The 23,552-nt window shown below is 70.8% G+C and carries 24 protein-coding genes and 1 pseudogene; 10 read left to right on the top strand and 15 right to left on the bottom strand.

The window, feature by feature from the left end:
- Positions 1-15: 15 nt before the first annotated feature.
- Positions 16-981, bottom strand: coding sequence for an ATP-binding protein (locus SROS_RS44830; protein ID WP_012895630.1), 966 nt, complete (start codon positions 979-981; stop codon positions 16-18).
- Positions 982-1,094: 113 nt separating this feature from the next.
- Between SROS_RS44830 and SROS_RS44825 the strand changes: the two genes are divergently transcribed.
- A complete protein-coding gene (locus SROS_RS44825) occupies positions 1,095-1,409 on the top strand; it encodes a DMT family transporter (protein ID WP_012895629.1) in 315 nt (104 codons plus the stop codon).
- Between the two features lie 87 nt (positions 1,410-1,496).
- Here SROS_RS44825 and SROS_RS44820 read toward each other — a convergent pair whose 3' ends face one another.
- A complete protein-coding gene (locus tag SROS_RS44820) occupies positions 1,497-1,865 on the bottom strand; it encodes a winged helix-turn-helix transcriptional regulator (RefSeq protein WP_012895628.1) in 369 nt (122 codons plus the stop codon).
- Positions 1,866-1,955: 90 nt separating this feature from the next.
- On the opposite strand from SROS_RS44820, the gene SROS_RS44815 reads away from it, so the two are divergent.
- On the top strand, positions 1,956-3,491 hold the full coding sequence (locus tag SROS_RS44815; protein ID WP_012895627.1) for an MFS transporter: 1,536 nt from the start codon (positions 1,956-1,958) through the stop codon (positions 3,489-3,491).
- A 186-nt stretch (positions 3,492-3,677) separates the two neighbouring features.
- Here SROS_RS44815 and SROS_RS44810 read toward each other — a convergent pair whose 3' ends face one another.
- Positions 3,678-4,289: a CGNR zinc finger domain-containing protein gene (locus tag SROS_RS44810; protein WP_218919789.1), complete on the bottom strand. Its 612-nt coding sequence runs from the start codon at positions 4,287-4,289 to the stop codon at positions 3,678-3,680.
- Positions 4,290-4,374: 85 nt separating this feature from the next.
- Between SROS_RS44810 and SROS_RS44805 the strand changes: the two genes are divergently transcribed.
- From SROS_RS44805 to SROS_RS54710, 3 genes are read left to right on the top strand one after another with little or no spacing between them, the layout of a single operon-like run.
- Positions 4,375-4,716, top strand: coding sequence for a VOC family protein (locus SROS_RS44805; protein WP_012895625.1), 342 nt, complete (start codon positions 4,375-4,377; stop codon positions 4,714-4,716).
- A 52-nt stretch (positions 4,717-4,768) separates the two neighbouring features.
- Entirely contained in the window at positions 4,769-5,176 is a 408-nt protein-coding gene (locus tag SROS_RS44800; protein WP_012895624.1) for an SRPBCC family protein, read from the top strand.
- A 43-nt stretch (positions 5,177-5,219) separates the two neighbouring features.
- On the top strand, positions 5,220-5,441 hold the full coding sequence (locus SROS_RS54710; protein WP_218919788.1) for a DUF2867 domain-containing protein: 222 nt from the start codon (positions 5,220-5,222) through the stop codon (positions 5,439-5,441).
- Here SROS_RS54710 and SROS_RS44795 read toward each other — a convergent pair.
- From SROS_RS44795 to SROS_RS44775, 5 genes and pseudogenes are all read right to left on the bottom strand, one after another.
- Positions 5,394-5,783, bottom strand: a pseudogene (locus tag SROS_RS44795) (RrF2 family transcriptional regulator); the annotation flags it as partial. The gene SROS_RS54710 and the pseudogene SROS_RS44795 sit on opposite strands and share 48 nt — an antisense overlap.
- 4 nt (positions 5,784-5,787) lie before the next feature.
- The gene (locus SROS_RS44790) at positions 5,788-6,663 is read right to left on the bottom strand and encodes an ABC transporter permease (protein ID WP_012895622.1); all 876 of its coding nucleotides are present in this window, start codon (positions 6,661-6,663) and stop codon (positions 5,788-5,790) included.
- Complete coding sequence (locus SROS_RS44785; RefSeq protein ID WP_012895621.1) at positions 6,653-7,444, bottom strand: ABC transporter ATP-binding protein; 792 nt, start codon at positions 7,442-7,444, stop codon at positions 6,653-6,655. Before SROS_RS44785 ends, SROS_RS44790 begins: the two co-directional genes overlap by 11 nt.
- Positions 7,445-7,474: 30 nt before the next feature.
- Entirely contained in the window at positions 7,475-8,542 is a 1,068-nt protein-coding gene (locus SROS_RS44780) for an ABC transporter substrate-binding protein (RefSeq protein WP_012895620.1), read from the bottom strand.
- A gap of 345 nt (positions 8,543-8,887) precedes the next feature.
- Positions 8,888-10,261, bottom strand: coding sequence for an LCP family protein (locus SROS_RS44775; protein WP_012895619.1), 1,374 nt, complete (start codon positions 10,259-10,261; stop codon positions 8,888-8,890).
- 232 nt (positions 10,262-10,493) lie between these two features.
- On the opposite strand from SROS_RS44775, the gene SROS_RS44770 reads away from it, so the two are divergent.
- Entirely contained in the window at positions 10,494-11,390 is an 897-nt protein-coding gene (locus tag SROS_RS44770; protein WP_012895618.1) for a hypothetical protein, read from the top strand.
- Here the strand turns inward: SROS_RS44770 and SROS_RS44765 are convergent.
- The 6 genes from SROS_RS44765 to SROS_RS44740 form a co-directional block, all read right to left on the bottom strand.
- Complete coding sequence (locus SROS_RS44765; protein ID WP_245564518.1) at positions 11,348-12,253, bottom strand: NAD-dependent epimerase/dehydratase family protein; 906 nt, start codon at positions 12,251-12,253, stop codon at positions 11,348-11,350. The two genes, SROS_RS44770 and SROS_RS44765, sit on opposite strands and share 43 nt — an antisense overlap.
- A gap of 243 nt (positions 12,254-12,496) precedes the next feature.
- Entirely contained in the window at positions 12,497-14,440 is a 1,944-nt protein-coding gene (locus tag SROS_RS51580) for a class I adenylate-forming enzyme family protein (protein WP_012895616.1), read from the bottom strand.
- Positions 14,437-15,558, bottom strand: a complete 1,122-nt coding sequence (locus tag SROS_RS44755; RefSeq protein ID WP_012895615.1) for a cytochrome P450 — start codon at positions 15,556-15,558, stop codon at positions 14,437-14,439. The genes SROS_RS51580 and SROS_RS44755 overlap by 4 nt, the downstream gene beginning before the upstream one ends.
- Positions 15,555-16,286, bottom strand: a complete 732-nt coding sequence (locus SROS_RS44750) for a glycosyltransferase family 2 protein (RefSeq protein ID WP_012895614.1) — start codon at positions 16,284-16,286, stop codon at positions 15,555-15,557. Before SROS_RS44750 ends, SROS_RS44755 begins: the two co-directional genes overlap by 4 nt.
- Positions 16,286-17,245: a 3-oxoacyl-ACP synthase III family protein gene (locus tag SROS_RS44745; protein ID WP_012895613.1), complete on the bottom strand. Its 960-nt coding sequence runs from the start codon at positions 17,243-17,245 to the stop codon at positions 16,286-16,288. Before SROS_RS44745 ends, SROS_RS44750 begins: the two co-directional genes overlap by 1 nt.
- Before the next feature lie 71 nt (positions 17,246-17,316).
- Entirely contained in the window at positions 17,317-17,898 is a 582-nt protein-coding gene (locus SROS_RS44740; RefSeq protein ID WP_012895612.1) for a TetR/AcrR family transcriptional regulator, read from the bottom strand.
- A 177-nt stretch (positions 17,899-18,075) separates the two neighbouring features.
- Here SROS_RS44740 and SROS_RS44735 point away from each other — a divergent pair, with 177 nt between their 5' ends.
- The 3 genes from SROS_RS44735 (at position 18,076) to SROS_RS44725 (ending at position 21,001) form a co-directional block, all read left to right on the top strand.
- Positions 18,076-19,002, top strand: coding sequence for an AurF N-oxygenase family protein (locus tag SROS_RS44735; RefSeq protein WP_012895611.1), 927 nt, complete (start codon positions 18,076-18,078; stop codon positions 19,000-19,002).
- 30 nt (positions 19,003-19,032) lie between these two features.
- Entirely contained in the window at positions 19,033-20,472 is a 1,440-nt protein-coding gene (locus SROS_RS44730) for an MFS transporter (RefSeq protein WP_012895610.1), read from the top strand.
- A 160-nt stretch (positions 20,473-20,632) separates the two neighbouring features.
- Positions 20,633-21,001 carry an ArsR/SmtB family transcription factor gene (locus tag SROS_RS44725; protein WP_012895609.1) on the top strand — a complete coding sequence of 123 codons (369 nt, stop codon included), beginning with the start codon at positions 20,633-20,635 and terminating at the stop codon, positions 20,999-21,001.
- Positions 21,002-21,142: 141 nt separating this feature from the next.
- Here SROS_RS44725 and SROS_RS44720 read toward each other — a convergent pair whose 3' ends face one another.
- Positions 21,143-22,129 carry a GlxA family transcriptional regulator gene (locus SROS_RS44720; protein ID WP_012895608.1) on the bottom strand — a complete coding sequence of 329 codons (987 nt, stop codon included), beginning with the start codon at positions 22,127-22,129 and terminating at the stop codon, positions 21,143-21,145.
- An 80-nt stretch (positions 22,130-22,209) separates the two neighbouring features.
- Here SROS_RS44720 and SROS_RS46795 point away from each other — a divergent pair, with 80 nt between their 5' ends.
- Complete coding sequence (locus SROS_RS46795; RefSeq protein WP_169369517.1) at positions 22,210-23,346, top strand: L,D-transpeptidase family protein; 1,137 nt, start codon at positions 22,210-22,212, stop codon at positions 23,344-23,346.
- Positions 23,347-23,552: the final 206 nt, after the last annotated feature.

Here is a 23,552-nt window from a genome sequence, read left to right as displayed (position 1 = left end):
CGGCGGCCGCTCCATCTAGCGTGAGAGCGACACTCGCGTGGGCCCGAAGACGAAGCCGGGGTCGATCTGGGCGGCGAGATCCTCGCCGGTGGCCCTGTTCGCCCAGGCCTCGGCGTTCTTGAGATGGAACTGCACGGCCTGGCGGCCGAACCGGGCCCAGTCCTTCTCCTGGGCGTCCAGATGCCTCAGCATCCTGCCCAGCGCCTCGACGTTGGCCGGCTCCAGATCCTCCAGGTGGAAGGCGCGCCCCTGCTCCATCGCCCGCACCGCCGCCGAGTGCTCCACGCACACCAGCAGATCCTCGCCCACATGCTCACGCAGGAACTCCACATCCCGCGGGCCGTGCACCTTGTTGCCCACCACCGCCACCGCCACCCCGAAGTCGGCCGCGTAGTCGCGGTACTGGCGGTAGACCCCCACCCCCTGCCGGGTCGGCTCGGCCACCAGGAACGTCAGGTCGAAACGGGTGAACAGCCCCGAGGCGAAGGAGTCGGCCCCCGCGGTCATGTCCACCACCACATACTCCCCCGCCCCGTCGACCAGGTGGTTGAGATACAGCTCCACCGCGCCGACCTTGGAGTGGTAGCAGGCCACCCCCAGATCGTCGTCGGCGAACGGGCCGGTGACCATCAGCCGCGGACCGGCCGGGGTGGCCACCGCGTGCCGGGCGTGGATGGGATCGCCCGGCTCCTCCAGATCCAGCAGCCGCGAGCCGCGCCCCGGCGGCGTGGTCTTGACCATCGCCGCCGCCGAGGAGACGCGCGGGTTGTCGCCCCGCAGGTAGTCCTTGATCTCGCTCAGGTGCGCGCCCATCGGCCGGGGCAGCGCGCCCTCCTCCACCCCCAGCGCCATGCCCAGGTGCTGGTTGATGTCGGCGTCGATCGCGACGACCGGCCCGCCCCGCACCGCGGTGTATCTCGCGAACAGCGCCGACAGCGTCGTCTTGCCGCTGCCGCCCTTACCGACGAATGCCACCCTCACGACGACGATCCAATCTGATTATGAAAACCATTGCAAGTTCCGAGGGTGATTATCATGCCACGGTCGGTGAGCGCGCGTGGCGGGTATGGCGGGGAAGAGGACGGGGGCGGCCGATGGCATGGCTGATATTGGTGATATCGGGGGCGATGGAGACGGCTTGGGCGATTGCTCTGGAGAAATCCGAAGGATTCTCCAAGCCGATGCCCACCACGATCTTCGTGCTGACGCTGGTCCTGAGCATGGCCGGGCTCGGCTACGCCCTGAAGTTCATCCCCGTCGGCACCGCCTACGCGGTGTGGGTCGGGATCGGCGCGGTCGGCACGGCGGCCGTCGGCATGATCTGGCTCGGCGAGTCCTCGTCGGCTGCCCGGATCGTGTGCCTGTCGCTGGTCGTGGCCGGAGTCGTCGGCCTGAAGGTGTTCCACTGACCGCCGCCGGCCCCGCCGCTCCTCCGGCCCGTCACCGACGTGCTCCACGGGTGGGCCCATCGACCGGTGGCGACACCGTACCCGCTCTCAGCCTCGGGACTTGCCCGTCTGGTCGTGGGCCGGCCGGCGGGCCCGGTCGAGATACCACTCGCCCCACTCGTCGAGCAGCAGGACGATTTTCTCCAGGCTTCTGCCGGCCTCGGTCAGGGAGTACTCGACCTTGGGCGGCACCTCGCGGTAGACCGTCCGGGTGACCAGCCCGTCGGCCTCCAGTTCGCGGAGCTGCCGGGTCAGCATCCGCTGGGTGACGCCGTGCATCGCGCGCATCAGTTCACCGAAGCGGTGTGTCCTGTCGAGGAGCTTGCGCAGGATCGCCAGCTTCCAGCGGCCGCCGAGTATCTCCATGGCCACTTCGACCGTGCAGTGCTCGGGGATCTCGTCGAGGTCGCTGCGCATGCCGCTCACCTCCATAGGTATACAGATCGGCACTACGGCACAGAAAATACCGTACTTGCTGTCCGGTCACCATGGAACCAGGCTGGCGGCATGACCCTCGACGAGACGGCCGATCCGCGTGCCGCCGCCCGCCCCCGCGGGCATCCGCGCAGGTGGGCGACGTTGGCCGTACTGTGCACGAGCTTGCTGCTGGTCGGCATCGACCTGACCGTGCTGCACGTGGCCGTGCCCGGCATCACCCGGCACCTGATGCCGGAGGCCGCGGAACTGCTGTGGATCGTGGACGTCTACTCGCTGACCGTGGCGGCGCTGCTGGTGACGTTCGGAACGCTGGGGGACCGCCTGGGGCGGAAGCGGATGCTGTCGGCGGGCTTCGCCGTGTTCGGGACCGCCTCGGCCGCCGCCGCGTTCTCCGGTACGGCGGCGCAGCTCATCGGTGCCCGGATGCTGCTCGGCGTGGGCGCGGCGATGATTATGGCATCCACCGTGGCCGTCATCAGGTCGGTGTTCCCCGACGCCCGCGAGCGCGCGGTCGCCATCGGGCTGTGGACGGCGGCCCACAGCGTGGGCGCCACGATCGGCCCCCTCGTCGGCGGCGCCTTGGTGGAGCGGTGGTGGTGGGGTGCGGTCTTCCTGGTCAACGTGCCGGTGGTGGCCGTCGTCCTGGTGGCCGGCCACCGGTTGATCCCCGAGTCCAGGGACCCGGCGCCGCGCCGCTGGGACGCGCAGGGTGCCGTCCTGTCCATCGCCGGCCTGGCCCTGGCGGTCTACGCGTTGAAGCGGCTGGGCGGCGACGGAGCCGTTGTAACGGCCGTTCTGGGGACGGCGGGGATCGCGCTGCTGGCGGCGTTCGTCGTCCGGCAGCGGCGGGCGTCCCAGCCGCTGCTCGACCTGTCGCTGTTCGCCGACCGCCGCTTCCGCGTCGCCACCCTCGGCGTGCTCGGCTGCTTCGGCTGCTACACCGCGCTGCTGTTCTTCCTCACCCAGTGGCTCCAGCTCGTCGCCGGCCACTCACCGGTGAGCGCCGGGCTGATGCTCGCGCCGCTGGCGGCGGCCAACGCGGCCGGGGCGGTGGCGGCGCCCTGGCTGGCCGGCCGCACAGGGCACCGAGTGGCCGTAACCGCCTCGCTGGCCGTCTTCGCCGCGGCGCTCGCCGTACTGGCGGGGTACACAGGCGCGCCGGTCGCGGTGCTGGTCGCGGTGCTGGTCGTGTCGGGCGCGGGAGCGGGCGTGGTGATGACCCTTGGCGCGGACATCATCATGTCGGCGGCGCGGCCGGAGCGGGCGGGGGAGGCCGCCGCGATCCAGGAGACGTCCTTCGAGCTCGGTGCCGGGCTGGGGATCGCCGTCCTCGGCACCGCCCTCGCCGCCACGTACCGGGCCGTGCTGCCCGCCGTACCCGGGCTCCGTCCCGAGGAGGGCGCTGCCGCGCGCGAGTCGCTCGGCGCGGCCACCGCGGTCGCGGCGCGGCTGGACCACGCGAACGCCGCCGTCCTGCTCCGGGCCACCAGGAACGCCTTCGACCAGGGCTTCACCGTGGTCATGGGCATCGCCGCGGCGGTCCTCGTGGCGACGGCGGTGCTGTCGGCGGTGCTGCTGCGCGGCGGGGCACGCCGGGGAGCGTAGCCCGGAGGATCCGCCTCTCGCGCGCCCCGCCACCCACACGGCGCTCGCCGCCCCCTGTGCACGTGGACGCCACCGGCACCCGGGTGCGTCGGTGGGATCGCTCGAACACCGACACCAACCAGAGGTCCGTGATCGACGACGGCATGATCAAGGCCGATTCCAGCACGCCGGCGGGCCGGCCCGCGATCAAGGGTGCGCGGCCGTTTTGCGGTGGTGAGAGGCGCGGGCTTTGGCGCGGTTCCCGCAGATGTCCATTGAGCACCAGGTCCGGCGCCGATTGCGGGAGCAGTCATAGTAGGCCCACCGGCAGCTCGGCTCCCGGCAGGCCTTGAGCCGCGTCCATGTGCCGGCCGCCACGGCATCGGCGACGATGGCGAGCAGCCCGGCCAGCGCCGCGTCGACCGGCACCCGGGTGCGGGCCACCAGCCGGGGTGGAAGGGCGGTCACGTCGAGCATCAGCGGGAAGTCACGCGCGAGTTCGGTGAGTTCGGCTCGGGCAGCGGGGTCGAGGCCGTCCGGGCGCGGGCTGGAGACCGGTTCGGCGTTGTTCTCGGCGATCAGCGCGCGCAGTCCCTCGCGTATCCATTCGGCACGATCGCGCTGCTCAGCGCTCACAGCCGCGTCGCCAGGCATCAGATCGCGGGCGTGCAGCCACTCCGCCAGCTGCTGCGGAGTTCCGATGTCGTCGCCGTCCCTGCGGCGGGTGTTGATGAACTCCTCGATCACACGCAGCGGCATCGGCGCCGTTCCAGCGGCGAGATTGTCCGGCACGGACCCGGCAGTGCGCTCGTTCGCCATATCTCAAAGTCTAACCATCCATTTGATATGGTAGGTTACCTAACCAGCATAGCTACTACGTCGGTTAGATCGGAAAGGCCCACCCTTGAGCGTCAGCATCGGCAACATCTGTATCGACACGAATGACCTGGCAGGCGGCACCGCCTTCTGGCAGGCGGTCACCGGATACCAGGTGGCTTCCTCGGACGAGGGGACCACCTACCTGGAGGACTCGGGCAAGAGCGGTGTGGGCCTGTCCCTGCAGGCCGTGGCCGAAGGCCGGGCGGGCAAGAACCGGCTGCACCTGGACCTGTTCGCCGATGACCTGGCGGGCGAGGTCGACCGGATTCGGGCGCTCGGCGCGACCGAGGTGCAACGGTTCGACGCCGACGGCTGGGTCGTGCTGGCCGACCCCGAGGGCAACCAGTTCTGCGTCGTCGCCGCGTAGACACGCCCGGAACTCGCGACGCCGGTTTCCCGCCACCACAGGAGCGACAGCTATGGCCTCCGTGCAGAAAGAGATCATCATCGATGCCGACCCCGCGGACGTGTGGGCGATCATCGGTGACTTCACCGACGGGCCCGTCCGGATGGCGCCGGGCCTGGTGACCGACAGCCGGCTCGACGGGCCGGACATCAGGGTCGTCACGTTCGCCGACGGAACCGTGGCGCGTGAGCGGCTCATCGCGCTCGACGACGAGACGCGTCGGCTCGCCTTCTCCGTCGTCGGTGGCACCATGCAGCCGACACACGACAACGCCTCGATGCAGGTCGCCCCCCACGGGGACGGCCGCAGCCGGTTCGTATGGATCCACGACGTGCAACCGGACGACCTCGCCATCCCGATGGAGGCCGTAATGGACCACGGTCTGCGCATCTTCAAGCAGACGGCGGAGGCCTCCGGCTAGCACCTCCCGGGCGCCGCCCGCTCCGCCGCCCTACTTCCCCCTGGTGGCGGGGGCCACCGAGTCACATCTCACGGCCTGCCTCGCGGTGGTGGCCGAACCCGGGCGTTTCCACGTCGTCACCGTCGTGAAGTATCACCGCTGGACCGGGCCGGTCTACTTCAACGCGATCCGCCCCTTTCACCACCTGGTCGTACTGGGCATGGCCAGGGCGGGCGTCAGGAAGCGCGTCCTTGGTGATGTGGGCGAGGGTGATCTCGGTGAGTAGCGTCTCCTCGTGCTCGCGCAGCAGGCTCCACACGTCGGCCAGGGGGCCCGCGACCCCCGGGTAGCCGCCGTGCTGGGAATGCTCGGGATTGCCCTCGACCACCATGATCACGTCGGCCAGGGTGATCTCCTCGGCGGGCCGGGCCAGCCAGTAGCCCCCGTCGGGGCCGCGCTGGCTGTGGATGAGCCCGGCCCGCCGTAGCTGCAACAGGATGTTGTCCAGGAACCTCCGGGGGATGTTCTGCGACACCGCGATCTTCTCGGCGGGCACGGGGCCGGGCGGCGCGGCGGCCAGTTCGGTGGCGGCTCGCAGCGCGTACTGGGTTCTGGCGGAGATCCGCATATCGTCAGTTGCGCACCTGCTGGAGACCCCAGCGGCGGCGCAGAGAGTTGTCGGCCGTCTCGAACAGCAGGTCCACCCCGATGCCGATGATCAGAATCACGATCATGGTGGCGAGCAGGCCGGCCGAGTCGGCGAGCTCGCGGTCGTAGTAGAGCCGCTCGCCCAGCGAGGACTGGTGGGCGATGATGACCACCAGCTCACCGGCCATCAGCGAGCGCCAGGCGAAGGCCCAGCCCTGCTTGAGCCCGGCGAGGAACGACGGCAGCGACGCCGGCAGGATCACGTGGCGGTAGAGCTGGAGGCGGCGGAAGCCGAGCACGTGCCCGGCGCGCAGCAGGATCGGCGGCGTGTAGTCCACCCCGCCGATCAGGCCGTTCGCGATGGACGGCGCGGCGCCGAGGATGACCACGAAGGTGATCGCGCTCTCGGTCAGCCCGAACAGCAGGATGGCCAGCGGGAACCAGGCGATCGACGGCATGGTCTGCAGGCCGGTGATCAGTGAGCCGAAGGCGGCCCGGAGCACCCGGATCCGGGACACCAGGGCGCCCAGGACCAGCCCGACCAGCACCGACACGGCGAAGCCGGTCACCGCGCGGCGCATCGTCACACCGATGGCCTCCCAGTATTCGCCGCTGGTCAGGCGGTCTGCGAGGACCGGGACCACCTCGGAGGGCCCGGCGAAGACGTAGTCCGGCCAGAAGCCGGCCCACACCACGGCCTGCCAGATCGCCAGCACCATGCCGACCGCCAGGGCCATCGGCCAGACGCGGCCCCAGATCCGGGGGGCGAGCCCGCCGCGCGTGCCACCGCCCAGCTCCAGCGCGTCGAGCCCGGCGAGCTGCCGGGCATGGATGTCGGGGGTTGCCTGGTCAACTGCCATGGCGCATGACCTCCTCGCGCAGGCGGCCGGTTATGGTTCCGGCGATCTTGGCCACCTCGGCCGAGTCGGTGTGGCGGGGACGGTCGAGCGTGACCGGGAAGTCCTCGACGACCCGGCCGGGGCGGCTGCTGAGCAGGATCACCCGGTCGCCGAGCCGTACGGCCTCGCGGACGTTGTGGGTGACGAACAGCACGCTGAGCCCGCGCTCCCGCCAGATCCGCTCCAGCTCGTCGTGGAGCAGGTCGCGGGTCATCGCGTCGAGCGCGCCGAACGGCTCGTCCATCAGCAGCACGTCCGCGTCCTGGGCGAGCGCGCGGGCCAGGGACACCCGCTGGCGCATGCCGCCCGACAGCTCGTGCGGGCGCTTGTCGCCGAAGCCGCCCAGGTGGACGATCTCCAGGAACTCCGCGGCCCTGGCCTGGCGCTCGCGCTTGGCCACGCCCTGGACCCGCATCGCCATCTCGACGTTCGCCGAGACGGTGAGCCAGGGGAACAGCGCGGGCTCCTGGAACATCATGGCGATCCTGCGGCCCTCGGTGCCGATCCGGCCGGCCGTGGGGCTGTCGAGTCCGGCGACCAGCGAGAGCAGGGTGCTCTTGCCGCAGCCGGAGGCGCCGAGCATGCAGACGAACTCGCCCTGCCCGACGGAGAGGGAGACGTTGTCGAGGGCCAGGAGGCCGTTCCTGCCCTGGCCGTAGATCTTGGAGACGCCGTCCAGCCGGACCGCGGGCTCGGGGCCCTCGGTCCGGCTGTCCGCCCGCTCCCGGAGCGGAGCTGTCATTTGCTCTCCTACTGGATACGGATCGGGCGGTTACCTGTCGGCGACCGCGGTCTCGCCCTTGGCCTTGAGGATCTCGTTGAGGGCGTTCAGGTCGTAGATGCCGTTCAGGTCGACCGGCTGGAGCAACCCGATCTTGACCGCGTGATCCGCGCTGCCCACCAGCGAGGAGGCGATCGGGTCGTTGGTGAAGGTGATGTTCTTGAACACGCTGTCCAGCACCTCTTGCTTGAGCGGCTTGCCGCTCAGCTTCTCCAGCGCGCTGTTGACGGTCTTGGCGGAGCCGGCCGGGTCGGCGTTGATCGCGGCGTTGGCCTCGACGTGCCCCTCAAGGAGCTGCTTGACCGTCTCGGGGTGCTGGGCGGCGAACTCCTGGCGGACGATCAGGTGAGTGATGACGAACTGCTTGTCCGGCCAGAGGTCGCGCTCGTCGACGAGGATCTTGCCCTTGCTCTCCTGGACCAGGCGGCTGGCGAACGGCTCGGGCACCCAGGCGCCGTCGATGTCGCCGGTGGCGAAGGTCTGCAGGGTCTGGGAGTTCTCCTGCGGGAGGATGTTGACGTCACCGCCGCCCTTGGTGTCGGTCTTCAGCCCCTTCTCCTGCAGCCAGTAGCGCAGGGCCACGTCCTGGGTGTTGCCGAGCTGCGGCGTGGCGATCTTCTTGCCCTTGAGGTCCTCGACCCCGTTGATCTCGGGCTTGACGACGAGGTAGACACCGCCGGAGGCCGAACCGGCGATGATCTTGATTGCCTTGCCCTTGGACTTGGCCCAGGCGTTGATGGCCGGGTTGGGGCCGATGTAGGTGGCGTCGATCGCGCCCGAGAAGACCGCCTCGATCGCGGCGGGGCCGGCGTTGAAGGTGCTGGTCTTGAGCTTGGTGGCGCCGAGGTGCTTGGCGAAGAAGCCCTTCTCGACGCCGACCAGTGCCGTGGAGTGGGTGATGTTGGGGAAGTATCCGAGCCGGACCTCCGCGAGCTTGTCCCCACCGCCGGCGGAGGCCGCCGTCCCCGCCGTCTCCGTGCCCCCGCAGGCGGTCGCCAAGGTCGTGAGCGCCAGTGCGGCCAGTGCGGCCACCACCCCGCGAACCCTGCGAGCGTTCATGACTACTCCCTAATTCCTACTAAATAAGTCGGTTAGGTGTATATAAGAGCCTAGTATGCCTACCGGTCAAGTAGGAATCATAGGGAACGGTCCATCGTTACCGCTCTGTGCTCTTTCGTGTGGAGTCCGTGACCTCGCCGGCGGGTGCCTTGGTCTGGCCCTGTCCATCGGGGGAGCGCCCGGGGAGGTCCATCGGGACGCGCCCCGGGAGGTCCATCGGGGAGCGCCCGGGAAACCGGAGGCGCGCCGGCGGGGCGATCACCGGAGAGGCGCGAGACGTGTCGCGGAGAGGGGTCGGTGGCGCCCGCGGCCGCCGATCCCGGCGGCGCACAGGGAACACCGGCGTCAGTTGCAGGCGAGGTCGAGGTTGACGGCCTCCTGGGCCGGGTCCTTGCGGGCGTGCTTGGCACGGCCCGAAGGGGCGGAGGAGTCGGCGGACGACTTCGCCAGGATGGTGCTGACCTTGTGCTTGATCAGGCGGTAGTCGGGGTCACCGGTGTTGATCAGCGGAGGGACGAACTGGAAGCTCTTGATCTTGGATTTCTTCACCTTGTCCGACAGGTCGATCAGGTTCGGCAGCAGCCCCTGCGGGATGTCGGTGGAGACGGCGCGCAGCGCGACGTCGGCCAGCTTCTCGAAGCTCCTCAGCACCGTCACCGGATCGGCCTGCTTGGCGACGGCGTTCATCAGGCACTTCTGCCTGCCCATCCGGACGTAGTCGTCGCTGTAGGTGCGGGCCCGGCCGAACCAGAGCGCCTCCTCACCCGACAGCTTGCGGGTGCCCGCCCGGATCAGGCCCTCGTTCTGCCTGCCGTACACGATGGGCTCCTTGACGGTGACCTTCACCCCGCCCATCGCGTCGATGATCTGGGCGAAGCCGCTCATGTCGACCATCGCGTAGTGGGTGATGTCGAGCCCGGTGATGTCGCTGATCGTCTTCTTGAGCAGTGTCGGGCCGCGCTGGCCCTTGGGGGTGCCCGGGACCATGTCGGGGTAGTCCTCGGCGTACTGGAAGACCTCGTTGAGCAGGCCCGGGGTGTAGGGCGGTTCGCCTCCGAAGCCGTAGGGGAAGCGGTCCCGGGGCGGGCCCGCCGGCATCGGGACGTGCTCCAGGTTCCTCGGCAGGCTGAACAGCACGGTGTCGCCGGTCCCGGTGTCGACGCTGGCGACGGTCATGCTGTCGGTGCGGACGCCGGGCCTGCTGGGCGCCGCGTCGGCGCCGATCAGCAGGATGTTGACCCGGTCGCGGCCCCGCCACGGATCCACCGGGATCGGGGCGGTGTTCGCGGTGAACACCGAGGTGACCACGTGCTGGGAGACGAAGGCCAGGCGGGCCGCGTAGACCATCGGGGCGATCACCAGCGCGCACAGCAGGCCGACCGCGAGAGCCGAGAGGTAGCGGGCGGGGCCGGTCAGCGTCTCCGGGCGGACCAGCTGGTAGGACCGGATGACCACGGCCACGGTGACGGCGGCGAAAAGCAGGGCGCCCAGCGCGAAGGTCCACAGCCAGCTCGGCTGCACGGCGAGGGAGAGCAGTTCCGGCTTGGTCTTGAACAGGGTGGCCACGATCGCCGCGACGAGAGTCACGTAGATCCCCATCAGGAGGGCGCCGGTCACGCGCCGGCCCACCCACAGGTGTGCCAGACCCCACAGAGCGGCTGAACCCAGCGTCAGCGCCAGGCTCGATCCGACGCTCAGGCCACCCCGTTTACCTGCCATCTTTCTAACATCTCCCGTTCATCGAATTCACGTGTCACAGGTTAGTAACGGTTTTCGGATGAATGGGCTATGTGGCTGTGCGACGCGCTGAGAAGTCCAGGTCAAGCTTCGGTGAGCGAAGCCTGTCGTTTCGGGCGATCACTGATCTCCAAATCGCGGTCAAAAAGGATATCCAGCGGGTTTTACCAGGTGGGGATGGGGATTCCCAGATAAGGCCGGGGAGGGGGATCCTGTGCGGGCAGTGTTCAGCGTGATCCTGATCGTCCTCGGCTGCGTCCTCGCTCCGCCCGCCCTCGTCGGATTCTGGGTGGCGGCCGACCTCGCCGACACCGACAGCTATGTCAAGGACGTGGCCCCGCTGGCGAACCATCCGGACGTCCAGGACGCCGTCGTGGACCGCGTCACCGGCGCGATCGCCAGGCCGCTGCGGAAACGGACGCTGTCGCCCGCCGAAGACCTCGTCCACACGCTGGTGCAGGCGGTCGTCAGTGGCAAGGACTTCCCCGTCGTCTGGGAGGACGTCAACCGGATGGCGCACCGGCAGCTCATCGCGATCCTGTCGGGTGGGGACGGGCGCATGCCACCGGTGCGGGACGACACCGTCAGGCTCGACCTCACCCCGGTGTACAACCTGGTCAAGGATCAGGTGAACAGCCTGGTCCAGGAGGAGCTGGGAGGTCCCCTCCCCGACCTGCGCCCCATGTTCGAACTGTTCTCCTCAGCCGACCTGGCCAGGGCGCGGACCGCCTACACCTGGCTGATCAGGCTGAAATGGGTGCTGCCGTTCCTGTCCCTCGCCCTCCTCGCGGCGGGGGTGCTGCTGGCACGCGACCGGGGGAGGGCGTTGACGGGCGCCGGACTCGGCCTGGCCGCGAGCATGTTCCTCCTGGCCGCCGCCCTGGCCGTGATCCGCGACGTCTACCTGCCCGACTACGTCGGCCCCGCGATGCCGGAGGCCGCCGCGACCGCCGTCTTCGACGCGCTGACCGGGTCCCTGCGGGCCGGTCTGCGCGTGATCTTCGCGGTCGGTCTGGTCGTGGCCGGGGTGGCCTTCTTCGCGTGCTGCCGGAAGCGGGCCTCCCGCGATCACCAGCCGGCCGCGCCCGCGAACGACGTCGCCGCCGGCTGAAAGCCCAGCCGGTCGCGGGCGGCGGTGATGTCGAGGGTCCGCTCCACCGCCAGGTGGCCCGCGGCGTAGCGGGTGAGCCGGGGCGGACGCGGACGCCGGAGCAGCCGGAACGCGGTCTCGGCGGCGAAGGCGAGGGGCTCGACCAGCCCGAGGGGCAGATAGTACGGCTCGGCGTCGACGCCTCGTTCCTCCAGGATCGAACGGAGGGCGTCGTCGAGGACGACCGGTTCGGCGTCGGTCACGTTGAAGACGCCGTGCCCGACGGGACCGGCGGCGGCGAGCAGGCAAGCCTGGACCAGGTTGTCCACCGAGGTCAGGCTGACCCGCTGGCGGCCGTCGCCCACCGCGAGGAGTCGCCCTCCCCGGACCGCCCCCAGGACCCGGGGGAGCAGGGTCGTGTCCCCCCTGCCGTAGACGGCGTGCGGCCGCAGCACGAGCGCCCCCTGCAGGACCCTCTCCGCGGCGGCCTTCGCGGCGCCGTAGGCGTTGACGTATCGGCCCACCGGGGCCATGTCCTCGGTGGCCATCACGGTCGGCCGGAAGGGGTCGTAGACGCTGGCCGTGCTCACATGCACGAACCTGGCCCCGGGGAAGGCCGCGGCCGCGTTGCGGGTCCCGTCCACGTTGGCCGCCCAGACGTCCTCCGCCGGCCCCCAGTCCGTGACGCTCCCGGCGCAGTGGATCACCACGTCCACCTCCGGCAGCTCCGGCCTGCCTCCCAGGAGATCCCACGGCGTGTACGGCGCGCCGCCCACATGCCCGCGCTCCACCGAGGGCCGCCTGCCGAAGGCGGAGACCCGCCACCCCTCGTTCACGGCCGCGCGGCAGACCGCCCCGCCCACGAACCCCGAAGCCCCTGTCACCCCGACTCTCAGCACGGCCCGTCCCCGCCTCCGCGGAGGCTCCCGGGGCCGGGCCGTCCCGGAGGGCGGCCGGATCCCGGCGCTCCGGCCCTGCTCCCGCCCGGCCCCGGCGCTCCGGCCCTGCTCCCGCCCGGCCCCGGCGCTCCGGCTCTGCTTCCGCCCGGCCCCGGCGCGCCTGCCGGGTCTCCCGCTCTGCTCCCGTCCGGTCCCGGCGCCGGCACGCCGGCCGGATCTTCCGGCCGCTCAGGCACGGCGGGTCACCAGGTCACGGAGGGCGGCGCGGTCGAGTTTGTCGGCGCGGCCGGAACGGGGGAAGGCGTCGAGGGGTTCGACGCGGTCGGGGAGGGCCGCGGCGTCGATGATCGCCGGAAGGGCCTTCCTCAGCAGGCCCTCGTCGTAGCCGTCGGTGGGGATGACGGCCAGCACGACCTCCTCGTCCCCGGTCTCGGGGTCGGCGAGCCCGACGATCGCCGCCTCGGCCACTCCGGGCAGCGCGGCCACCGCCGGTTCGTAGAGGCCGGGGTAGATGTTCACCCCGTCGCGGAGGATCATGTCCTTCTTCCGGCCGAGCAGGACGAGCCGGCCCTCCTCGACCCGGACCAGGTCCCCCGTCGCGATCTCCTCCAGCGGCTCCTCGCCCAGATACCGCCGGGCGAGATGGGGCCCGGAGACGAACAGCTCGCCGTCGTCCGCGATCCGGACGCCGACCCCCGGCAGGGGCGCGCCGAGCAGGTCCCCCTCTGCCTGGGCCAGCTTCTCCCGCGCCGAGGCGATCGCGATCGGCAGCGCCTCGGTCATCGCGTAGACCGACAGCACCTCGGGCCCGGACTCGATCGCCCGGCGCAGTACGGCCGGGGGCGCGGGGGCCGCTCCGAGCAGCAGGTAGCGCAGGGTCTCGGGGAGCCGGGGCGTCCGGCGGAGCAACCTGTCCAGATGCACCGGGACGGCGAAGGTGTGGGTGGCCCCCCTGGCGGCCATCTCCTCGGCGGGGTCCCCGCCTCCGGGCAGCGACCAGGTGGCGCCGGCCAGGAGCGCCGGCAGCCCCAGCATGAGCTGGTCGGTGTGCACGACGTCGCCGGGGCCCAGCGGGAACGCGCTCCGGAAAAGCGCCAGCCCCGCCGCCAGGGATCCCCGGGTGTGCACCACGCCTCGCGGTCGCGCGGTGGTCCCCGAAGTGAAGATCACCGCCGCTGGCTGATCTGCTGAAATTTCGGATATGTCCGGCGCGCCAGCGCCGGTCATATCCGGGCCGGTGGTGCCGGTCATATCCGGGCCGGTGGTGCCGGATATGACCGGGCTGGTGGTGCCGGTCATATCCGGGCCGGTGGTGCCGGATACATCCGGGCCGGTGGTGCCAGTCGTATCCGGTTTGATGGTGCCGGTCGCGTCCGGGGTGGCGGCGGCACCGGGCGATCGGAGGATCCGTGACAGCCGCAGGGCCCGCCGGGGGACGCCGGGCAGCCAGGGACCTGTGTAGAGGTGGCGGACGGGCCGGCCGGGAAGGGGATCGCGGAGGTTCGGCAGGAGCAGGCCGCGGCGGCGGGCCAGGCCCTTGAGCGGGCCGCTCAGGGTGTAGAGCAGGGACTCGGCGACCACCCACCGGGGCCGGGTGGCGGTCATGCGGGCGGTGAGCACCTCGGGGGCCAGTCCGGGGTCGGCGAGCACGAGCGTCCCGCCCGCGGCCACCGCCCCCAGGGCCAGCACCACCGCGTCCACTCCCGGCCGTACCGCGAACAGCACCCCGTCCCCGGGCTGCAGCCCGTCCTCCGTTCCCGGTGGTGTCGCGAGCAGCACCCCGTCCCCGGGCTGTAGTCCGTTCTCCGTTCCCGGTGGTGCCGGGAATGGCACCCCGTCCCCGGGCTGTAGTCCGTTCTCCGTTCCCGGTGGTGTCGCGAGCAGCGCGCCGTCCCCGGGCTGCAGTCCGTTCTCCGTTCCCGGTGGTGTCGCGAACAGCACCCCGTCCCCGGGCTGCAGCCCGGCCTCCGTACCGGCCTGGCCCTCGGGACCGTGCCGGGGGCCGGAGCCGGGGGCGGGGCGCGGACGTCCGGTCATGGCGGCGCGGACGGCCTCCACCCGGCGGGCCAGCTCGCCATAGGTGATCGCGCGGCCGCGGCCGTCGACGATGGCGGTCCGTTCGGGCTCCCGGCCGGCGGTGGCCATGATGCCGCCGATGATGTCGTCGCTCATGCCGCGGTGATCCACAGGTGTTCGTAGGTGGGGATGAGGACTCCTCTTGCCGCGCGCCGCCGTACGACGCGCACGTGGTGGGAGAGCAGGACCGTGGCGACCGCCCGGATCTCGGCCAGGGCCAGCGGGTAGCCGATGCAGAAGTGCGGGCCGGCGCCGAACCAGAGCCGGCGCAGCTCGGGCGGGTGCCTGCGGGAAGGGTCGAACGGGCCGTATGCCCGGGCGCAGTTGTGGGTCACGATCAGCACCCTGTCGCCGGGCCGTACCGCCACCCGGCCGATCCGCGCGGCGGAGTCCACCGAGCGCAGCATCATCGGCGTCGGCGTGGTGATCCGCATGGCCTCCTCGATCATCTGGTCCAGGTCGCCGACCCGCGTCCGATGGTCGTGCAGGAGGGCGATGAGCCGGGGCACGAAGGTGGCGACGGTCTCGGTGCCGGTCAGGAAGAACGCGCCGGCCGCGCCCCTGGCCTCGGCCGCCGACAGCCCCTGCGCCCGCATCCGGCCCATCACGGTGGACTCGTCCCCGGCCTCGTAGGCGGCCTGGGCGATGTCTCCGATCTTGTCCAGCACCTGCCGGGCGATCACCACCTGCCGGTCCCGCAGCCGCCGGGACCTCAGCGAGACCATCGAGACGACCCGCTCCCCGTCCGCGAACAGCTCGCGGGCACGGGCCTCGGAGACCTCGCCCAGCCCGATCACCCGGCAGATCACCGCGCCGGCCATCACCCGCATGGCGTCGACCAGGTCGACGGTCTCGCCGCGCCCCAGCCGTGCGGAGAGGTCCGCCAGCGGCTCCCGCAGCACGTCGGCGACCAGCGCCGAGACATAGGCGGGGGTGAACAGCGGCATCAGTTTCCGGCGCAGCGCGAGGTGGCCGGGGCCCTCCATGTTGAGCAGCACCGACGGGCCGAGCACCGGCGTCCACAGGTCGCCGGGCGATCCGGGGCCGTCCTTGCGGAAGCGCTCGTCGGTGAGTACGGCGCGCGCGGTGACGGCGTCGTTGACCACGACCCCCAGCCCGGGGACGCGGACCACCGGGCCGAGGCGGGCCAGCAGCCGCATGAGCGGGTAGACGAAGGGGTGCGCGGCCAGGTAGAGCCGTGCCTCGTGGTTCACCGGATATCGATCACTTCGGGCTGGTAGCGATGGTCGGCGTACCAGGCCAGGGTGCCCGCCAGGCCGTACGCCCGCAGGCGCCGGACCGAGCCGAAGACGACCACGTCGCGGCGCGAGCCGTAGGCGGAGGTGAGCTTGCGGACCCGGTTGACCAGGGCCCGGTCCTCGTGGACTTCCTCGATGGCGGTTCTCGGGAAACCTCCGGCCCGCTCGTAGAGCGCGGCGGTGATGGCCAGGGTCGCGCCGGGCATCATCACGTACGGCCCGAGATACTCCGGCGACCGGTTGCCCGGCCGGTAGCGGCCGAACGTCGCGGCCACGTCCACCACGAACGGGATGAACCGCCGCTCCCAGAACTTCAGCGGGAACTCGTCGGTCCGGGGCACGAGCCGGCCGCCCACCATCTCCAGCCCGTCGCCGAACGCGCGCCGGATGTTGCGCACCCAGTCGGGGCGGGGCAGGCAGTCGGCGTCGGTCCTGGCCAGATGGGTCGCGCCGTGCGCGATGGCATGGCGCATCCCGGTGTCGGAGGCGGCGCCGGTGCCCTTCCGGGTCTCGGTGATCACCTCGACACCGTGCCGCCGGACGATCTCGGCGGTGTCGTCGGTGCTCGCGTTGTCCACCACGACCAGGGTGAAGTCACGGTCGTCCTGCCCGGCCAGCGCCCGGAGCGTCGCCTCGATGCCCGCGGCCTCGTTGTAGGCCGGAACGATCACCCAGAGGTTCATCACATCTCCGCCAGCATCACGCCCGTGCTGATCCCGCCGCCCAGGCCGAGCAGGGCGACCCGGTCACCCGGCTCCCACCCGCCCAGCGCGAGCTGGAGCGGCAGCGTGGTCGAGGCGCAGTTGCCGTGGTCGGGCAGGCTGACCACGAGCTTCTCCTCGGGGATGTCCAGCACCTGCGCGAGGAAGCGCAGGTACGGCAGCGCCACCTGGTGCACCGCCACGACGGCGAAGTCGTCCCAGCTCAGGCCGGTGCGCTTGAGCGCGTTGAGGAAGATGTCCGGGCCGATCCGCTCGAACGCCTCCTTCAGCCGCCGCCCGTCGCCCCGGAAGTAGGAGTACTCGGGGTCGCGCGGATGCGCCGAGCCGCCTCCCGGCAGCGTGCCGATCGCCCACGCGGTGGAGTCGGCCGAGAAGTCGCGGTAGAAAATGCCACGTTCCAAATCCGTGGTGACCAGCACCGCGGCCCCGGTGTCCGACAGCGTGTATCCGGCGAAGGAGTCCACGAACTGCGCCCTGTCCCTGACCCGCCACCGGATCGCCCGTGAGGGGACCTCACCCGAGCAGACCAGCACCTTGCGGTGCGCGCCGGACAGGATCAGCGCCTCGGCGATCTGGATCCCGTTGAGCACGCTGTTGCAGGCGTTCTTGACGTCGAACACCGGGCAGGACAGGCCGAGCTTGGCTGCCACGATGTGCGCGGTCGCGGGCTCGACCATGTCCTGCGAGGCCGAGGCGAAGATCATCAGATCGGCGCCGGCGTGGTCGAGCTTGCGTGCGGCCTCCACCGCCAGGTCGGATGCCTGCTGATCGTCGCGGGCGACGTACCGTGACCGGATTCCCGTCAACCGCTCGACCACACCTTGGTAGGGCACGTATCCCTCGATCCGCTGCTCCACCTCCGCGCTGGTCAGCGTCCGTTCCGGCAGATACGTCGCGACGCCCGTGATCCGGGCTCTCATCGCTCCCCCTATATGCGGTCAATTCTCCCCATGTCCGCGCAATGTATCGAAAAGACCGGAAATTGTCCTGGTCATGACAGCGGAATGAGGCCGATGCGCATCAGGGTGTCGATGTAACGGCGCAGTTCGACGGGATCGTCCAGATCGGTCGTCAGGCTGGGCGTGGTGATGAGGGAGAGGATGAGCCGTACTCCCCACTCGACCACCACGTCGATCCTGACGTCGGTGGCTCCCGCGCGGGCGAAGGCCCGTCGCAGCGCGGGAGCCGTCGCGTCGACCGCCAGGCGCATCAGCGGCCCGGCGTCGACCGTGAACCGGGGGAGCACCACCTCCGGCTGCTCCAGGAGCATCTTGCGCAGCAGGGGATGGTGCCGGGCATAGGTGACGCTGAACGCCACGATCTCGGCGAGCTGCTCCCTGATCGGGCTGGGCCGTTCGAGCAGGGGGCGCGCGATGTCGAGGAAGCGGCCGACCTCCCGGTGCAGGAGCGCGTCCAGGATGGCCTGCTGGTCCCCGACGTGCTTGTAGACCGTGGGGCGCGAGACCGCGGCCCGTTCGGCGATGAGCCGGTGGATCCGGGCGCTCAACCCGATCTCGAGGAAGCACTCCTCGGCGGCGTCGAGGATCCGCCCCCGGATGTCCTCTTCACTCATCGGGTCCTGCTCCTGTCGCGGTCATGAGGGGTTGGGGTGATCGTACCCGTGGGCCTGTATGTGAGATCGGACACAACTTACGAATGCCGGTGAAATGTAAACGAAAGGTGTTGACCGGCGGCCATCGGCGATTTACGTTTCAGGCGAAAATGTAAATCGCCGGTTGGGAGAATCCTCGTGACGATCGCGCCCCCGGACCGCGAGCAGACCGCCGAACGGCTGCTGCGCACCTCGGCCAAGCACTCCTACGACCCGCTGACCGAGATCGACTGGGAGGCCCCGCTCGCCGAGGGACGCCCCTTCGCCCCGCCGCACCGCTCCTCCCTGTACGGCACGGCGCTGTGGGAGGAGCTCGGCGAGGAGCGGCGGATCGAGCTGACCAGGCACGAGACGGCCAGCATCGCGAGCGTCGGCGTCTGGTTCGAGTGCCTGCTCATCCGGGTGCTCATGAGGCACATCTACGACCAGGACCCCACGACCAAGCACGTCCAGTACGCGCTGACCGAGATCGGCGACGAGACCCGGCACTCCGTGATGTTCGCCCGGATGATCGACAAGTTCGGGTGCCCGGCCTACGGCCCCGACCGCGTCGCCCGCCTGCTCGGACGGTCGGTGGTGCTGGTGCTCCGGCAGATCTCCGGGTTCGCCGGGGCGCTCTTCGTGGAGGAGGTCCTCGACGCGCTGCAGCGCGAGGCCATGGCGGACGAGACGCTGCAGCCCCTGTCCCGCCAGGTCTCCCGGATCCACGTGGTCGAGGAGGCCCGGCACATCCGTTACGCCAAGCAGGAGCTCGCCCGCCAGTGGACCGCGGCCGGGCCGTTCGCCCGCGCCTACCACCGGCTGGTCCTCGGCGGCGCCGTCTACCTCGCGACGACCCGCCTGGTCCACCCCGGCGTCTACGCCGCCGTCGGGCTCGACCCGCGGCGGGCCCGGCGGGTCGCCGCCCGCAACCCGCACTACCGGGAGACCCTCGCGTGGGCGGCGGGCAAGGTGGTGGCCGAGCTGGGCGGGCTGGGGATGATCAAGGGGCCGGGCAGGCGCCTGTGGCGCCGGGCCGGGCTCCTGCCAGAGGCTGACCTGCGGAGTCGCGATCTCCTGGTATGAGCTGATCTCCGGCGGGTAGCCGGTGCCGCCATGAGCGATGTTCGGACGGGGACGGTGACCACGAAGGTCCCCGCGCGGTTGGACCGGCTGCCATGGTCACGGTGGCACTGGATGATCATCATCGGCCTCGGGACCGTGTGGATCCTCGACGGCCTCGAAGTGACGATCATCGGCAACCTCTCGGCCCAGCTGGCCAAGGACGGCAGCGGGCTGGAGATCACCCAGACCCAGGTGGCCGGTACGGCGGCGGCCCTCTACGTGGCCGGAGCGTGCCTCGGAGCGCTGTTCTTCGGCTGGCTCACCGACAGGTTCGGCCGCAAGAAGCTGTTCATCATCACGATGATCGTCTACCTGGTCGCCACCGCGGCGACCGCGCTGTCGTTCTCCGCGTGGTGGTTCTTCCTGTTCCGCTTCCTGACCGGGTTCGGCATCGGCGGGGAGTACGCCGCGATCAACTCCGCCATCGACGAGCTGATCCCGAGCCGCCACCGGGGCCGGATCGACATCATCATCAACGGCAGCTACTGGCTCGGCGCCGCCGGCGGCGCGCTGCTGACCGTCCCGCTGCTGAACAACTTCGCGGTGAACGTGGGCTGGCGCATCGCGTTCGGCCTGGGCGTGGTCCTGGGCCTGGGCATCCTCCTCGTCCGGCGGCACGTGCCCGAGAGCCCGCGCTGGCTGTTCATCCACGGCCGGGACCGGGAGGCCGAGGAACTGGTCGACGGCATCGAGGAGGAGGTCGAGCGGGAGAAGGGCGTCCGGCTGGAGGAGCCCTCGCAGTCCATGACCATCCACCAGCGCAGGTCGATCGGCTTCGGCCGGATCGCGCACACCATGGTCGCCCGCTACCCCAAGCGCACGATCCTCGGCTTCTCGCTCTTCATCGGGCAGGCGTTCCTCTACAACGCCATCACCTTCGGGTACGCCCAGATCCTGTCGACCTTCTTTAAGATCGACACCAGCACGGGCTACTACTTCGCCGTCATCGCCGTGGGCAACTTCCTCGGCCCGCTGCTGCTCGGGCGGCTGTTCGACACCGTCGGCCGGGTGCCCATGATCTCCGGCACCTACATCGGATCCGGGGTGCTGCTGCTCGGCACGGCCTGGCTGTTCAACCAGGGCGTGCTGACCGCGGTCACGCTGACCGCCTGCTGGTGCGTCGTGCTCTTCTTCGCCTCGGCCGGGGCGAGCGCGGCCTACCTGACCGTCAGCGAGATCTTCCCGATGGAGACCCGGGCCATGGCCATCGCGTTCTTCTACGCGATCGGCACCTTCGTCGGCGGCATCGCCGGTCCGCTGGTCTTCGCCAACCTCGTGGAGAGCGGCAGGCCGGGCGACACCGCGCTGGCCTTCTCCATCGGCGCGGTCCTCATGATCGCGGCCGGGCTGGTGGAGATGTTCCTCGGCGTCAAGGCCGAAGGCAGGAGCCTGGAGGACATCGCCGAACCGCTGAGCGCCGCGTCGCCCTGAGGGCTCCGGGCATCGGCCTCACCGTGCTCGTGCCGTGCGCCGGGGCCTTTTCCGTGATCGATCACCGTCGCGGTGGCGCGACTTGTGAGATCCGCCGTCGGAACGGGTAGCTTGATACGATAGTCATTATCATTTGAGCACCTGTTCAGGAGTTTGTCCCATGGATGTCCTCGCCGGTCTGGACGCGTGCACGACCATGGAGCCGGATGAGGGGAGGGTGGCGGCGGCACGCGACCGGCTCGTCACCCCGGAGGAGGCGACCCAGCTCGCCGACCTGTTCCGCCTGCTGGGGGACCCGACCCGGGCGCAGCTCCTGTACGCCCTGCTCGAAGCCGGTGAGCTGTGCGTCTGCGACCTCACCGAGACGGTGGAGGTCAGCGACACCGCCGTGTCGCATGCGCTCAGGCTGCTGCGGACGGCGGGCATCGTGGCCAGCCGCCGGGCCGGGCGGATGATCTACTACCGTCTCGCCGACGTCCACGTGCGGATGCTCCTCGACCTCAGCCGCGAGCACCTCCGTCACGGCTGACCCGTCACGGCCGTCGGGGCGCGCGCGGACCGGGTACGGCTCAGGCTCTGAACCCCCCCGAACCCGAACCCGCCCTTGAATCCGACCCCGAACCCACCTCCGACCCCGAACCCGGCGCAGGCCCCGGGCCGGCGCGGAGGCTCAGGCCTCGACCAGGGTCAGATCGGGCTCTGCCGACCGGAACGTGCGACGGTAGGCCATCGGTGAGACGCCGACGGCCGCCTGCATGTGCTGCCGGAGGGAGGTGGCGGTGCCGAAACCGGCCCGCTCGGCGACACCGTCCACCGGCAGGTCACTGGCCTCCAGCAGGCGGCGGGCAAGCTCCAGCCGCTGCAGGATGAGCCACTGGCCCGGACTGACCCCCATCTCGTCGCGGAAGCGCCGGGTGAAGGTGCGCCGGCTCATCCGGGCGTGGTCGGCCAGCTCGGTGAGGGGGAGCGGCAGGTGCAGGCGCTCCAGCGCCCAGGCCCTGGTCGCCGAGGTGGTGGCGGTGGACCGCTCGGGGATCGGGCGCTCGATGAACTGGGCCTGGCCGCCGTCGCGCCACGGCGGGACGACGCACCGCCGGGCCACGTGGTTGGCGGCCTCGCTGCCGTGGTCCCGGCGGACGATGTGCAGGCACAGGTCGACCCCGGCGGCCACGCCGGCCGAGGTCAGCACGTCCCCGTCGTCCACGAACAGCACGTTGGGGTTGACGTTGACCTGGGGGAACCGCTTCTGGAAGTGCTCGGCACTGCTCCAGTGGGTGGTCGCCGGGCGGCCGTCGAGCAGCCCGGCCGCCGCGAGGACGTAGGCGGCGGTGCAGATCGAGACCAGGCGGGTGCCCGGCCGGATGCGGGCGATCGCCCGGGCCAGCGGCTCGGGGAGCCGTCCCTCCGCGGAGATCTGGCCGAGCGCGTGGGTGGCCGGGATCACCACGGTGTCCGCGGTGGCCAGGGCCTCGGCTCCGTGCTCCACCGCGATCGAGAAGTCGGAGTCGGTGCGGACGGGGCCGCCGTCGACGGTGCAGGTGATCACCTCGTAGAGCGGCTCACCGTTCTGGCCCTTCGCCACCCCGAAGACCCGCGCCGGGATGCCCAGCTCGAAGGGGATGACACCGTCCAGGGCGAGCACGACGATCCTGTGCATGGCTGGATCCTTTCACACAATGGATTCGAGCCACTTTCACCAGGGGTTAATGTCGGGATTGATTCTTTACGATGTCCGACATGGCTTTCCTGGAGCGCCGGGGTATTCATCGCCATGTGATCAAATATCTGGTGGGAACGGTGGTTGTGGCCGTTGGCCTGCTGGGGCTCCCGGCTCCGGTGTCGGCCAAGGGGCGGACCCTGCGTCCCGGTGACTACGCGAAGATCGTGGAGCGGTTGCAACGACGACTGCAGGAACTGAACTTCTCCCCGGGCCTGGTGAACGGCTACTACGGCGCGGAGACCCAGGTCGCGGTCTGGGCCTTTCAGAAGTCGCAGGGGCTGATGGCCAAGGACGAGGTCGGACCGGAGACCTGGCGGGCGCTCGCCCATCCGCACTGGGCGCCGCCGCTCGTCTCCGCGGGACGGCCCCGGCGGGTCGAGATCGACCTGCGCCGCCAGCTTCTCACCGTCTACCGCCACAACCGCCCGATGCTCATCTCCCACGTCTCCACCGGCAGCGGGACGTATTTCTGCCAGTACGGCAACAGCTCCAGCGCGCTCACCCCGGCGGGTGACTTCCGCGTCGCCCAGCGTGAGCGGCACCGGGCGGAGGATCCGCCGGCGACGATGTACGAGACGCTCTCCTTCGTGAGGGAGCCCGTCAGCGGCTTCACCGGCGCCGTCAGGAGCGGTCTCACCAGTGGCTTCACGGGCGGGTTCAAGCGCGGCCCCGGCGGGGCGGTGGAGGCGGGAGACCGGAAGGGCGGGGATCGGGCACTCCCGGACCGCCCGGACCGTCCGGCCGTGGATCCGGCCGTGAACCCGGTCCGTGAGCCCGGGGTGGGGCGTCCCGCCCGGCCGGTGCTCTCGATGGAGTCGGCCCGCCCGGTCCGTGAGCCTGGCGTGGGGCGTCCCGCCCGGCCGGTGCTCTCGACGGAGTCGGCCCGCCCGGTCCGGTTCGCCCGGCAGGACCACCCGGATCGCCCGCTCCAACCGGACCATCCTCTTCATCCGCTCTACCGGAGCGCTCCGTTCCATCAGGTCCGGCCGGCTCTGTCGGTCTCCCCGACGCCGGTCCCTCCGGAGCCGTCCGTGTCCCCGACACCGCCGCTGCGCCCCGTCTCCGGGTGCGCCCGGGTTCCGGAGCACATCGCCGAGCGGCTCTTCCACATGGTCGGCGTGGGCGACCCGGTCCACGTCCGGCGCAAGGGCTAGGAGGGCGTAACGGCCAGGACGGTGCGAGGACCACAGGCGGTGCAAGGACCACAGGCGGTGCGCGGGCTACAGGCGGTGCGAGGACCACAGTCGGTGCGAGGACCACGGGTGATGTGAGGCACGGGCGGTGCGAGAACCACAGGCGGTGTGAGGCACGGGCGGTGTGAGGACCGCGGAGGGCGTACGGGCCGCGCGGGGACCACCGC

The organism is Streptosporangium roseum DSM 43021 (assembly GCF_000024865.1).
Classification (GTDB): Bacteria; Actinomycetota; Actinomycetes; order Streptosporangiales; family Streptosporangiaceae; genus Streptosporangium; species Streptosporangium roseum.
The sequence above is the reverse complement of the archived record's forward strand: the minus strand, read 5'-3'. Positions and strand labels throughout refer to the sequence as shown.